The following is a 12,934-nucleotide window of genomic DNA, read 5'->3' as shown; positions in this document are numbered from 1 at the left end:
TTCGATGCCAAATCATTAATTGTTACAAAATTAGTAAGCGGCTTCTGAGTCAGAAACCGTCAGCAATGCTTGCGTCTCTTTGTGAAGAACTTCGAGTACATCCCGTTCACTTTGGATAGGAATCCGTTGTTTGCTGACATATAACTGACCGATGGATAACAAAAAGTAAGGCACCATATCGAGGTTATCACGTCCAAGAATGAGCGCGAGGGCGTCTTCATAGTACTCATACTCAGCCAATGTATAACCGACATTGTGAATAAGATAAGGCGCCCCTTCGACCGCGGGAACAATGTGGCGATCATAGAGATCCTTGCGATCATGGTTTAGCAATCGTTCACCGATAAAAGCAAAGAGTTCCCGTACGTCTTCAGCGTGACTGCGATCTAGTTCAGCGGCCAACAACGAAAGCATGCGCTCCGCATCACGATTCATACCAAGATCTGCATAGAGATCGAGCTTCCAGGAATATATCATCAAGCGTTCATCGATACTGGTAAGCTGATTCGTTAAGAACCGAATATGGTGGAGCATATCCGTGTAATTGCCCTCTTGTTCAAAGCTTTTCATTAGTTCTACAACCAGCAGCGCGTACCACAGCATCTCAGGATCATCCTCGGCCATAATCATGCCCGAAATAAGTTGCACCAATTGGCTCTGTTGCTCCTGCATATCGAATTTCATCAACACATCAATCAATTCTTCTAAACCTGAGAAGATAAAGTAGTAGGCATAATCGTCGGTAGACTCTAAGAAACTCTCAAGGTCAAAAACAATCTGAATGGCAACTTGTTGAGCCCGTGCCATTTCATTAATAGACGCAAAATCATCGATATAGCTAATCCGCCCCGCTAATTGCCAATAGGGATTGTCTCCATTTTCAGCTTGAACACGCGTATACGACATATCCAGAACTTCCAGCGCATTACGTTGATCGCCGAGCGCCGCAAAGAGTTCAAATAATGCTTCATACGCCATACGTATCTGATAGCTCTCGTTGTCGACCTCCAACGGCATTTCCGTCCAGCGCAGCTCGCCCAACCGAAACGCAATATCATCTGCTACACGGCGAGCCATAAGCTCCTCGCCCTTGTCTAGATAGAGCAGTCCTAAATAGGCGCGCCACTGGGCGCGTATCGCTGGGTCAGCTTGTCGATCCACCAGTTCTTCTAAAAACTCCACATCTTTGGCTTTGCGCACGAGTTCACTGCGTTGGTAACGGGCGTTTAACACAGTTGGCGTTAATAGCTGCTCGGATAATCGCTGATCAAGGTCGCGTAAACGCATCATCCCTTCCTCTACCAATCCGATATCGATATAGCCTTCGATAATGGTCAATTCAAACCGAAAGGGGTCAAAAAATTCAGGATGGGTGGTGTTTTCTAAATGCCACTGAGCCTGCAACAGAACATCAATGACAGCTTCTTGCGGCACGTTATGCGTGGATAGGATTTGTATTAGCTGCGTATACACAGTAAATAACATGCCGTTGTCGTTGCCATGTTCGGCAATATAACGGGCTAAAGCGAGGGGATGACGCTGCGGCGTGGATAGAACCTCCGCGTAGCTAAGTCCTGAAGCACGGCTTTCAATCTCCGACACGGCATCGGCTACTGTGCCACCATCAGGCAAAATGATCTCCGGATCGCCCGAGCAGGCCAGTAAAAAAGCACAACTTGCAGCTAGAAACACACCACGGATATACGTCTTTATCATCCCAACCACCGCCATAAACTCCATCTCATACGCCCACTCAGTCAGTAGTCAGAGTAACCAACCTCGACAGCGCTTGTCATTAAAAATTACTGCATCGGTAGTGTAGGGGATGAATAAGCAGCCCTAAAAACCAATACGCAAAGGCGTGATCATGGGGAGTGTTTAAAAAATGGTGGCCCCTCCCAGACTCGAACTGGGGACCAATCGATTATGAGTCGAGTGCTCTAACCACTGAGCTAAGGGGCCACGGAGGTGGGCTTTGTTGCATGGGTCTAATGCTGCAAAGTGGCGGCAAGTATACCCAAATCGAGCGCAACAAAAAAGCGCCCTTAGGCGCTTTTTCAAGCAGTTATGCGAATTTACTCGTCGAGGAAACTCTTTAACTGTTCACTGCGACTTGGATGGCGCAATTTGCGTAAGGCTTTCGCTTCAATTTGACGAATCCGCTCACGGGTCACATCAAACTGTTTGCCCACTTCTTCCAAAGTGTGGTCGGTATTCATGTCGATACCGAAGCGCATCCGCAACACTTTTGCTTCTCGTGCAGTTAAGCCACCGAGCACGTCGCGAACGGCGTTCTGAAGGCTTTCAGAGGTTGCAGCATCCACTGGTAAATCCAGTGTTGTATCCTCGATAAAATCGCCCAAATGCGAATCTTCGTCGTCGCCAATCGGTGTTTCCATCGAGATTGGCTCTTTCGCAATTTTCAGCACTTTGCGGATCTTATCTTCCGGCATTGCCATGCGCTCAGCCAACTCTTCCGGCTGTGGCTCACGGCCCATTTCCTGCAACATCTGCCGCGAGATTCGATTCAGTTTATTGATCGTTTCGATCATGTGCACCGGAATACGAATGGTACGGGCTTGGTCGGCAATGGAACGCGTGATGGCCTGACGAATCCACCATGTGGCATAGGTTGAGAATTTATAACCTCGGCGGTATTCGAACTTATCCACCGCCTTCATCAAACCAATGTTCCCTTCTTGAATCAAATCTAGGAACTGTAAGCCACGGTTGGTGTATTTCTTGGCAATTGAAATAACCAAACGCAAGTTCGCTTCGACCATTTCTTTCTTGGCACGACGGGCTTTCGCTTCGCCGATAGACATGCGCCGATTAATATCTTTCACCTTGGCAATCGACAGCCCGGTTTCTTCTGCGATGGAACGCAGTTTACCGGTGCACCGCTCGATTTCTTCACGGTGTTCTGCCAACGCTTCGCTGTATCCGACGTTCTTCTCAACTAAGCCGTCGAACCACACCATGGAGGTTTCGTTGCCTGCGAAAGCTTGCACAAAAGTGCGCTTTGGAACTTTTGCCTGTTCTAAAGCCAATTTCATAATCAAACGTTCTTGCACACGCACGCGGTCCATCATTTCCCGCATGTCTTTTACAAGCCGATCGAATTGCTTTGGAACTAAACGGAACTGCTTAAATAGCTCACTGAGCAGCTCAATTTGCACGCGTGCTTTTTCATGCTCACGCCCGTGCTTTTTGATGGCTGCGCGGGTTGATTCATACTGATCACGCAACTCGGAGAATTTCTCACGCGCTTGCTCAGGATCAACACCCGTATCCGTCGAATCATCGTCTGAATCATCGTCATCGTCGTCGCCATCATCGTCTTCGTCCTCGAGCTGATCGTTACTCAACTCTGAACCAACATGGGTGGCACTGACGGGTGCTTCATCGACTTCGTTCGGATCGATAAACCCAGAAATAATTTCGGTTAAACGAATTTGCTCTGCTTCGAACGCATCCCATTGCTCTAGTAGGAAATTGATCGCTTCAGGATACTCGGCAACGGAGCATTGAACTTGGTTAATACCTTCTTCAATACGTTTGGCAATGGCGATCTCACCTTCACGGGTGAGTAGCTCCACTGTACCCATTTCACGCATGTACATGCGTACTGGATCAGTGGTGCGGCCAATTTCACTTTCGACGGTGGCTAGCGCAGCGGCCGCTTCTTCGGCGGCATCTTCATCGGCTGCGTCTTCGCTCATCATCAGATCGTCGGCATCGGGGGCAGTTTCATAGACTTGTATGCCCATGTCGTTGATCATGCGGATGATGTCTTCGATCTGATCCGAATCAACGATATCTTGCGGAAGGTGGTCATTGACCTCAGCAAAAGTTAGGTAACCTTGCTCTTTACCTTTCGCAATAAGTAATTTCAGTTGCGACTGACGAGTCTGCATACGGGCGTTCACCTCAGTAAAGACGTTTTTAGATTCGTGCGGAATGACCGCTCAGTATAACAAAATGTGCGCGATTCAACCAGTTTAGTTTTAGAACAAAACCTGCTTGTGCATGAATGGAAAACGTTTAATTAGTTACGTTTCATCATACGGATAAGTTCATTTAATTCCTGTAGGCGCTCTTTTGTCATATCACTGGCTGGCAACGCTTTTAACTCTTCATAGCGTTGCTCAAGATAGCGGTCGATCAAAAACATATAGGTTTCTGAAAATTCCTGCTCCAGATTTTCTTCTAGCACTTGATGTTCCCAACTCGCCAAGCGTCGAAGATGTGGCTCAAATTTAGTACCACGCCAAGCTTCGAGAACTTGGGCGGTGGTGAGCTTTTGAGCGGCGGTTTGCCGATGTAATCCCATGAAGACTTTCATGCCTTCTAATTGCAATCGCTCGAGTTCCTGATGCACAGGAACTAATTGCCCTAATTCTGGGTATTGCACCAATAAACCGATGGCTCGAGCCACGGGACTCTGCGAACCATGCGTCTGCGAGCGTGATGCATGCGCATCTGAGCGGGCCTGTTGCGGCACCAATTTCTCAAGCTCGGGCACGGTTCGACTTAGCTTTCTTGCCAACTCTTCCATGAGCAAACTGCGATAAAAATCACTCGCGACCTGTTGTATAAGCGGTCGCGCTTTAGCCACTAACGTTGATTTTCCAGCGTCTGTGCGTAAATCAAGATCGGCGGTGATGTGATCAAAGAAATAATCCCGGAACGACATTGCCGCATCGACGCGCTTTTGAAACCCTTCCGCATGTTCAGTTCGAACGATGGTATCGGGATCTTCGCCATCAGGGAGAAACAAAAATTGTAAGTCAGTTCCATCGCGCAATAAGGGTAGCGCATTTTCCAGCGCGCGCCAGGCCGCATCGCGCCCGGCTCGATCGCCATCGAAACAGCAGACAATTTGTTTCGCTTGGCGGAACAGCAACTGCAAGTGTTCGCTCGTAGCCGCGGTACCCAGTGCCGCGACAGCATTGGTGACACCGTGCTGAGCGAGCGCAACCACGTCCATATAGCCTTCAACAATAATGACGCGGTCCAAATCTCGATGCTTTTGCTTCATTTCATAAAAGCCGTATAACTCACGGCCCTTATGAAATAAACGGGTTTCGGGTGAGTTTAAATATTTTGGCTCCCCTTTATCGAGCACACGCCCGCCAAATCCGACAACGCGCCCGCGACGATCACGGATAGGAAACATAATCCGATCGCGGAAAAAATCAAAGCGCTTACCGCGATCACTTTCGGTGATCATTTTTAACGCTAACAACTGCTGCTGGCGTTCCTTCGACGTGCCAAATTCACGCAATATTGCATCCCACGCTTCTGGGGCGTAACCGATGCCGAAATCACGTACCACTTCACCGCTCAAACCCCTGCCTTTCAAGTAACCAACAACACGCTCCCGTTCGGGAGATACTTTGAGCTGCTTTGCAAAAAACCGAGCACAACTTTCCATGAGCTGAAAATCGTCTTCAATTTCACTTTTATCACGACCCGGTTTGCCAGAACCACCACGGGTTTCCCGAGGTACTTCAAGTCCCATGCTCGCCGCTAGCTCTTCAACCGCATCAGGGAAATCTAAGCCGTCATATTCCATGACGAAGTCGAGCGCATTGCCGTGAACTCCACAGCCAAAGCAATGATAAAACTGCTTGTCTGGGGCGACGGTAAAAGAAGGCGATTTTTCGTTATGGAAGGGACAACAAGCTTGGTAGTTTCGGCCGGCCTTTTTCAAGCGCACACGCGACTCCACCACACTGACAATATCAGCGCGTGCAATGAGGTCTTGAATGAAATCTTTAGGAATTAATCCAGCCATTGCACTAATGTACTCTGCTCACCGCGCAATAAAAAGCGGATTTTTTAAACACGTAACAGGGCTGTTTCACAAAAAAACCGTGCGGGGCACGGTTCTTCAGTGGCGTTCTTGAGTAGCGCAAGTGTGAACACCGGCACGCTACTCCACGCAACTTCGCACGCTCGCTCTAACAGCGAGGGCAAAATCTTAATACAGGCGAGTGCGACGAGCGTTTTCGCGCGATAATTTCTTCGCGTGACGCTTCACAGCTGCTGCTTTCTTACGCTTGCGCTCAGAAGTTGGCTTCTCGTAAAATTCGCGGCTGCGAACTTCAGACAAGACACCTGCTTTTTCGCAAGAACGCTTGAAACGGCGCAGCGCGACGTCAAATGGCTCATTTTCTTTCAATTTAACTGCTGGCATTAGCCCCTCACCTCAAAAAATTCAATAGTCGCGGGTCATTCAATTAGCCCCGCCGGATAAAATTGGTGCTGAATTCTAAACAAACCAGCGCCTCATGTAAAGCCTAAGATCGATTAATTCAGTCTAAAGGCGGCACGTTTTCCCCACGCTTGGCGTAAAACGCTGAAACGAATTGATCAAATTGATCGCTTTCGATCGCATCACGCATTCCTTGCATGAGCGTTTGATAGTAATGCAGGTTATGGATCGTGTTTAAGCGACCGCCGAGCATTTCATTACAGCGATCTAAATGATGTAAATATGCGCGCGAATAGTTCTGGCAGGTATAGCAATCGCAAGACGCATCTAAAGGCGCGGTATCGGTGCGATGACGTGCGTTACGAATCTTGATCACACCTTCTGACGTAAACAAATGGCCGTTCCGCGCATTGCGCGTTGGCATCACACAATCAAACATATCCACACCCCGGCGAACCGCTTCTACCAGATCCTCAGGCTTGCCTACACCCATCAGGTAGCGGGGCTTATCTTCTGGCATTTGCGGGGCTGTATGTTCGAGGATGCGCATCATATCATCTTTGGGCTCGCCAACCGAAAGGCCTCCGATGGCATAACCATCAAAGCCAATGTCGGTTAGCCCGGCCAGTGACACATCCCGCAGGGACTCATACATCCCACCCTGGATAATGCCAAATAATGCTGCCGGATTATCGCCATGGGCTTGTTTCGAGCGTTCTGCCCAACGCAACGATAATTGCATCGAATCTTCCGCTTGTTTTTCAGTGGCGGGATACGGCGTACATTCATCAAATATCATGACCACGTCGGAACCCAGTTCACGCTGAACATCCATTGATTTCTCTGGCGTTAATAAAATCTTCTCGCCATTAATGGGCGAGCGGAACGTGACCCCTTCTTCCGAAATCTTGCGTAACTCCCCCAAGCTAAATACCTGAAAACCGCCGGAATCGGTGAGAATGGGTCGATCCCAATTCATAAAGTCATGTAAATCACCGTGCTGACGGATAATGCTGGTGCCGGGTCTAAGCATTAGATGGAAGGTATTTCCCAAACAAATTTGCGCGCCGGTATCTTTTAGCTCTTCCGGTGACATGCCTTTAACCGTCCCTAGGGTGCCCACCGGCATAAACGCGGGAGTATCCACTACACCGCGCTCGAATTGGAGCTGCCCGCGCCGCGCTCGGCCGGCTGTTTTCATTAATTCAAACTTCATGAACCAACCTTTTCATTTGGATGAGATACATCGGTAGTCATCGCTTCAACCAATGGGTTTTGAGTAATAAACATGGCATCACCATAGCTAAAAAATCGGTATTCTGCTCGAATAGCCGCCTGATAAGCTGCCATCACCTGATCTTTACCGGCAAATGCCGAAATCAGCATAATTAATGTCGACTCGGGCAAATGAAAGTTCGTGATCATGGCATCAACAACATGGAAGCGATAGCCAGGAAAAATAAAGATATCGGTTTCTGCCGTAAAAGGCGCCAGCGTTCCTTGGTTAAAATGCGCTGCAGACTCAAGTGAACGCACCGATGTGGTGCCTACAGCAATCACACGGCCACCCCGTGCTTTGGTTCGTTCAACCGCTGCCACAACATCTGCCGGCACCTCGGCATATTCGCTATGCATAGTATGGTCACGAATATCATCGGTTCGCACCGGCTGGAAGGTGCCCGCGCCTACATGCAAGGTTACGTAGGCGGTTTCCACTCCTTTTTCGGCCAAGCGCTGCATCACCTGATCATCGAAATGTAGTCCTGCTGTGGGTGCTGCTACCGCGCCTGGCTTTTTACTGTAAACCGTTTGATATCGCTCTCGGTCACTGGCTTCATCAGGACGGTCGATATAAGGCGGCAACGGCATGTGTCCATACGCTTCAAGCCATTCTAGTACTGTTTTACTCGGATCAAAGGCTAACTCGAACAACGCATCGGCGCGCCCCATCACAGTGGCATTCACCTCACCCTCGAGCAGCAGCTTTGCGCCCGCTTTTGGCGATCGGTTCGCACGCAAATGGGCGAGCACTCGATGCTGATCTAAGACACGCTCAACCAACACCTCAATTTTACCACCCGATACTTTTTGCCCAAGTAAGCGTGCTGGAATAACACGCGTGTCGTTAAACACCAACAAATCACCGGCCTCCAATAAATCAGGAAGGTCACGAAATTGCTGATGGCCAATGGCCCCGGTGGGGCCATCTAAGGTAAGTAAGCGACTACTACTGCGATCCGGCTGGGGATACCTGGCGATCAAATGATCGGGCAGGTCGAAATGAAAATCAGATTTTTTCATGAAATTAAACGCCTCGTTCCTTACACGAACAAGTGAGCGTTAACACTAGAAACGATAGCCTGTGCTATGCGTTAGAAGGTGTAAACGATCGTTACTGCTGTTTCCGTATCCAGTTTTTCTGGAATACGACCGTTGGGTTGTTCAAACACTGTGCTGTTATGGGTCAGGGTGAGTGATAACCGCAAAGCAAGCCGCGAATTGAGATTCGCTGTTAGCGCGCTCACCGCCCGCGAACGGGTATTGTCATCACCGATCTCAGTAGACACGAGCTGGGTGAAACGCGCCGTTTCGCTGATTTGCCAATCAAGGTTACCCGCCAAACGAAGAATTAAATCCGTATCGGTTTCGCCGGTATCGCGGCGTTTGTCGAACGACAAACCCGGACCTGCCTCAAAATCAGCAAAAATATCTGAATTGAAATGATAACGGGCACCGTAACCGGCAGCTATCGTTGACTGGTATTCATAACTGTTCAGAGCATCATCTTCGTAGGAGCCATACAAAAACACAGACGAATGGCTTGATGATTCGAATATCCGGTTCGACTGACCTGAGATGAACAGGCGATCTGCGTCGGTTACCGTAACACCTTCAAAGGTTTTCCGTTCTTGACGGTAGTAATCGATCACGCCGCGATGACGCCACTGAAGGGTATCGCGCTGCAGATCAATTTTACCTTTCCACGAACGTGAATCGGTGTTTCCAGAGCGGATTAACACACCAATTTCGGCACTGGCTCGCCACTTTCCATCTTGATTTGCTGGATCTACATCCTGAATGTCATCAAACATAAAGGTAGATGCTGATGCCGTGCCCATCCCCATGGATACGGCCACCGCTACGGCGAGTCCGACTCGATTTAAACGCACGCTATCCCCCTGAACAACCATTATTTGTTTACAAACTCCCCCATTTTAGAGGATTTCGAGCCACTTTCGTACCCTAAAACGAAAAAAACCATCGGCATTTACACGTCGATGGTTTTTATATCGGACAATTTACAATTTACTTGATAGTGGCTTTAAGCTCGCCTTTCTCGTACATCATAAACATTTTTTCGAGTGATACCGGCTTAATTTTGCTCGCATTTCCTGCCGTACCGAAAGCCTCGTAACGTGCCTTACAGATTTCGTACATGGCTTTGGTTGATGCTTGTAAGTATTTGCGTGGATCAAATTCCGACGGATTCTCCGCTAAGAAACGGCGAACAGCACCGGTCGACGCTAAGCGCAAATCAGTATCAATATTTACCTTACGCACACCGTGGCGGATACCTTCTTGTATCTGCTCTACCGGCACACCATAGGTTTCTGGAATTTCACCGCCAAACTCATTGATGATCGCGAGCCATTCTTGTGGCACAGACGACGAGCCATGCATCACCAAATGCGTGTTTGGAATACGCGCATGAATTTCTTTAATGCGGTCGATGGCCAAAATATCGCCCGTCGGTGGACGGGTGAACTTATAAGCGCCATGGGACGTTCCGCAGGCAATAGCAAGCGCATCTACTTGGGTTGCTTTCACAAATTCTGCAGCTTCTTCCGGATCGGTAAGTAACTGGTCATGCGTTAGTGTGCCTTCAGCACCAACGCCATCTTCTTCACCCGCTTGCCCGGTTTCAAGTGAACCTAGGCAACCTAGTTCACCTTCTACCGACACACCACAGGCATGGGCCATTTCAACTACCCGACGCGTTACATCGACGTTGTAATCATAATCTGCTGGCGTTTTCCCATCTTCACGTAAGGAACCGTCCATCATTACCGAGCTAAAGCCCAACTGAATTGAGCGTTGGCAGACGGCAGGTGAGGTTCCGTGATCTTGGTGCATCACCACCGGAATATGAGGCCATTCTTCAATCGCTGCTAAAATAAGATGACGCAGGAAAGGAGCGCCCGCGTACTTACGCGCACCAGCTGAGGCTTGCACAATAACCGGACTGTTTGTGTCATCTGCAGCCATCATAATAGCGCGCATCTGCTCTAAATTATTTACGTTATAGGCTGGCACTCCGTAGCCAAACTCTGCCGCATGGTCGAGCATTTGCCGCATGGAAATCAAAGCCATTTGAGAACTCCTTATCTACTTAATTTTAATATTGGAATTGCTTGCCGGAACAAATAAGCGCTTTAATCGCTCTCGTTGCCACGCGCTTCTAGAATTGAAACGGCAGGTAATTTTTTACCTTCCAAAAATTCTAAAAACGCACCGCCTCCGGTTGAAATATAGGAAATTTTGTCGGCAATGCCATATTTATCGATGGCGGCTAGGGTATCACCACCGCCCGCAATTGAAAACGCATCGCTTTTTGCAATTGCTTCAGCAAGGGTTTTCGTGCCCCCTGCAAACTGATCAAATTCAAAGACACCGACCGGACCATTCCATAAAATAGTCCCCGCATTCTCTAGCATAGCAGCGAGTGCAGCGGCGGTTTTCGGACCAACATCAAAAATCTGATCGTCGCCACTCACTTCGCTAATTAACTTAGTGGTCGCCTTGGCATCCTCTGCAAACTTATCCCCCACCACTACATCGGTCGGCAACGGAATAGTCGCGCCCCGGGTTTTTGCTGACTCCGCTAAGCGCGCTGCGTCTTTCACCAAATCTGGCTCATACAGCGATTTAGCCACATCATGTCCGGCAGCGGCGATAAAAGTATTGGCAATGCCACCGCCAACGATCAACTGATCAACCTTGCGCACCAACGAGTTTAACACCATCAATTTCGTGGATACTTTCGAGCCACCCACAATCGCCACTAAAGGACGCTTTGGATTTTCCAGTGCTTTCCCTAGCGCACTTAATTCTTCCGACAGCAGCGGACCGGCACAGGCGATGGGTGCATACTGCGCAACGCCATAGGTTGATGCTTGGGCACGGTGCGCCGTTCCAAATGCATCCATAACAAAAATATCGCACAAGGCGGCGAGTTTCTTCGCTAAGGTAGGATCGTTCTTCTTCTCACCTACGTTAAAACGCACGTTCTCAAATACAACGAGCTCGCCACCGGCGACATCAACGCCATCAAGGTAATTGCTTTCTAAACGGACAGGAAACTTGAGCTCATGGGCCAAGTATTTGACCACTGGCGCCATGGAGTACTCAGGGGTGTATTCCCCCTCTTCGGGACGACCTAAATGAGACATCACCATTACTTTCGCGCCCTGCTCAAGGGCCTTCTGCAAGGTAGGGAGAGCCGCACGTAGACGAGCATCGGAAGCGACTTTCCCGTTTTTAATCGGCACATTAAGATCTTCGCGTATGAGCACGCGTTTGCCACGTAGATCAAAATCGGTCATTAATTTAATGGTCATTACAATTGTCCTTAGTTCAAATCTTGCTGGGACACAGAGTCCGCCGTATCCATAAGAAGGGTGCCTATATGGGCAGCACTTTCCAACATCCGGTTCGCAAAGCCCCATTCGTTGTCACACCAACTTAACACTTTCACTAGTTGTTTATGACTCACGCGCGTCTGGGTGCCATCCACGATCGCGGAACGGGGATCGTGATTGAAATCAGACGACACTAAAGGCACTTCAGTATACCCGAGAATACCTGGAAGTAAGTGCTGACTTGCATGCTTTAGTGCGTGATTTACGCTTTCGATATCCACATCACTGTTTAGTGTAACGCTCAAGTCCATCGCCGTGACATTCGTGGTAGGCACGCGCACAGCAATGGCTTCAAAGCGCCCTGCGAATTTGGGTAAGATGCGCTCGATCCCTCGCGCCAAACGCGTATCCACTGGAATGATGCTCTGTGAAGCCGCTCGGGCAAGGCGTAAATCATCATGATATGCATCAATTACTTGCTGATCATTCATGGCCGAGTGAATCGTCGTGATAGTCCCGCTATCCACACCAAAGGCATCGTCCAATATTTTAATGACCGGAACGATACAGTTGGTGGTGCAGGAACCATTTGAGATGATTCGATGGGATGCTGTTAACTCGTGATGATTAATACCTTGAATCAACGTGAAATCCACATCGGGTGCTGCCGGATGTGAGAACAAAACACGTGCTGCACCGGCATCAAGGTGTGCATGACCATCGGCTCGAGAGCCAAATACACCACTACACTCCAACACCACATCAACCCCTAATTCTGACCAAGGTAACGCATCGATTTCACGTTCATGAAATACCGGAATGCGGCTTGTGCCTATCACCAAATGTTCGTTATCAACGCGCACTTCGGCAGCAAAACGGCCATGGGTCGAATCGTATTGCAACAGATGCGCCATTCCCTCGATACCCGCAGGTTCGTTAATGGCAACAATCTCGATCTGTTGATACCAGCCCGACTCAATCCACGCACGCACTACAGAACGACCAATACGGCCAAATCCGTTAATGGCGACCCGAAAACGTTGTGAATCGGACATTGGTTTTATCAAAGTAATAC

General features: G+C 48.9%; 10 protein-coding genes and 1 tRNA gene. All 11 read right to left on the bottom strand.

Annotated features, from left to right (window positions below; translation table 11 throughout):
• Positions 1-30: 30 nt before the first annotated feature.
• On the bottom strand, positions 31-1,716 hold the full coding sequence (locus HXZ99_RS09645; RefSeq protein WP_194757089.1) for a hypothetical protein: 1,686 nt from the start codon (positions 1,714-1,716) through the stop codon (positions 31-33).
• A gap of 170 nt (positions 1,717-1,886) precedes the next feature.
• Positions 1,887-1,962: transfer RNA gene (locus HXZ99_RS09640), tRNA-Ile, on the bottom strand.
• Positions 1,963-2,075: 113 nt separating this feature from the next.
• Complete coding sequence (gene rpoD / locus HXZ99_RS09635; protein ID WP_331458488.1) at positions 2,076-3,929, bottom strand: RNA polymerase sigma factor RpoD; 1,854 nt, start codon at positions 3,927-3,929, stop codon at positions 2,076-2,078.
• Positions 3,930-4,048: 119 nt separating this feature from the next.
• Positions 4,049-5,800: a DNA primase gene (dnaG, locus tag HXZ99_RS09630; protein ID WP_194757087.1), complete on the bottom strand. Its 1,752-nt coding sequence runs from the start codon at positions 5,798-5,800 to the stop codon at positions 4,049-4,051.
• A gap of 186 nt (positions 5,801-5,986) precedes the next feature.
• Positions 5,987-6,202, bottom strand: coding sequence for a 30S ribosomal protein S21 (gene rpsU, locus HXZ99_RS09625; protein WP_143236454.1), 216 nt, complete (start codon positions 6,200-6,202; stop codon positions 5,987-5,989).
• A gap of 118 nt (positions 6,203-6,320) precedes the next feature.
• On the bottom strand, positions 6,321-7,436 hold the full coding sequence (tgt, locus tag HXZ99_RS09620; RefSeq protein WP_194757086.1) for a tRNA guanosine(34) transglycosylase Tgt: 1,116 nt from the start codon (positions 7,434-7,436) through the stop codon (positions 6,321-6,323).
• Positions 7,433-8,521, bottom strand: coding sequence for a tRNA preQ1(34) S-adenosylmethionine ribosyltransferase-isomerase QueA (gene queA, locus HXZ99_RS09615; protein WP_194757085.1), 1,089 nt, complete (start codon positions 8,519-8,521; stop codon positions 7,433-7,435). Before queA ends, tgt begins: the two co-directional genes overlap by 4 nt.
• Before the next feature lie 71 nt (positions 8,522-8,592).
• Positions 8,593-9,390 (bottom strand): DUF481 domain-containing protein, encoded by a 798-nt coding sequence (locus HXZ99_RS09610; RefSeq protein ID WP_331458487.1) that lies wholly within the window; start codon positions 9,388-9,390, stop codon positions 8,593-8,595.
• Positions 9,391-9,526: 136 nt separating this feature from the next.
• On the bottom strand, positions 9,527-10,591 hold the full coding sequence (gene fba / locus HXZ99_RS09605) for a class II fructose-bisphosphate aldolase (protein WP_194757084.1): 1,065 nt from the start codon (positions 10,589-10,591) through the stop codon (positions 9,527-9,529).
• Positions 10,592-10,653: 62 nt separating this feature from the next.
• A complete protein-coding gene (locus HXZ99_RS09600; RefSeq protein ID WP_194757083.1) occupies positions 10,654-11,838 on the bottom strand; it encodes a phosphoglycerate kinase in 1,185 nt (394 codons plus the stop codon).
• 11 nt (positions 11,839-11,849) lie between these two features.
• Entirely contained in the window at positions 11,850-12,914 is a 1,065-nt protein-coding gene (epd, locus tag HXZ99_RS09595) for an erythrose-4-phosphate dehydrogenase (RefSeq protein WP_194757161.1), read from the bottom strand.
• Positions 12,915-12,934 lie beyond the last annotated feature (20 nt).

It is taken from the genome of Aliidiomarina indica, from assembly GCF_015354615.1.
GTDB lineage: Bacteria > Pseudomonadota > Gammaproteobacteria > Enterobacterales > Alteromonadaceae > Aliidiomarina > Aliidiomarina indica.
Note: the sequence above shows the minus strand (reverse complement) of the source record. Positions and strands in the feature narration are given on the sequence as shown.

What these genes read in the sequence shown, in the direction of transcription:
- HXZ99_RS09645 (WP_194757089.1), bottom strand. Translation starts at nt 1,716, where the DNA reads ATGATAAAGACGTATATCCGTGGTGTGTTTCTAGCTGCAAGTTGTGCT.
- dnaG (WP_194757087.1), bottom strand. Translation starts at nt 5,800, where the DNA reads ATGGCTGGATTAATTCCTAAAGATTTCATTCAAGACCTCATTGCACGC.
- rpsU (WP_143236454.1), bottom strand. Translation starts at nt 6,202, where the DNA reads ATGCCAGCAGTTAAATTGAAAGAAAATGAGCCATTTGACGTCGCGCTG.
- tgt (WP_194757086.1), bottom strand. Translation starts at nt 7,436, where the DNA reads ATGAAGTTTGAATTAATGAAAACAGCCGGCCGAGCGCGGCGCGGGCAG.
- queA (WP_194757085.1), bottom strand. Translation starts at nt 8,521, where the DNA reads ATGAAAAAATCTGATTTTCATTTCGACCTGCCCGATCATTTGATCGCC.
- fba (WP_194757084.1), bottom strand. Translation starts at nt 10,591, where the DNA reads ATGGCTTTGATTTCCATGCGGCAAATGCTCGACCATGCGGCAGAGTTT.
- HXZ99_RS09600 (WP_194757083.1), bottom strand. Translation starts at nt 11,838, where the DNA reads ATGACCATTAAATTAATGACCGATTTTGATCTACGTGGCAAACGCGTG.
- epd (WP_194757161.1), bottom strand. Translation starts at nt 12,914, where the DNA reads ATGTCCGATTCACAACGTTTTCGGGTCGCCATTAACGGATTTGGCCGT.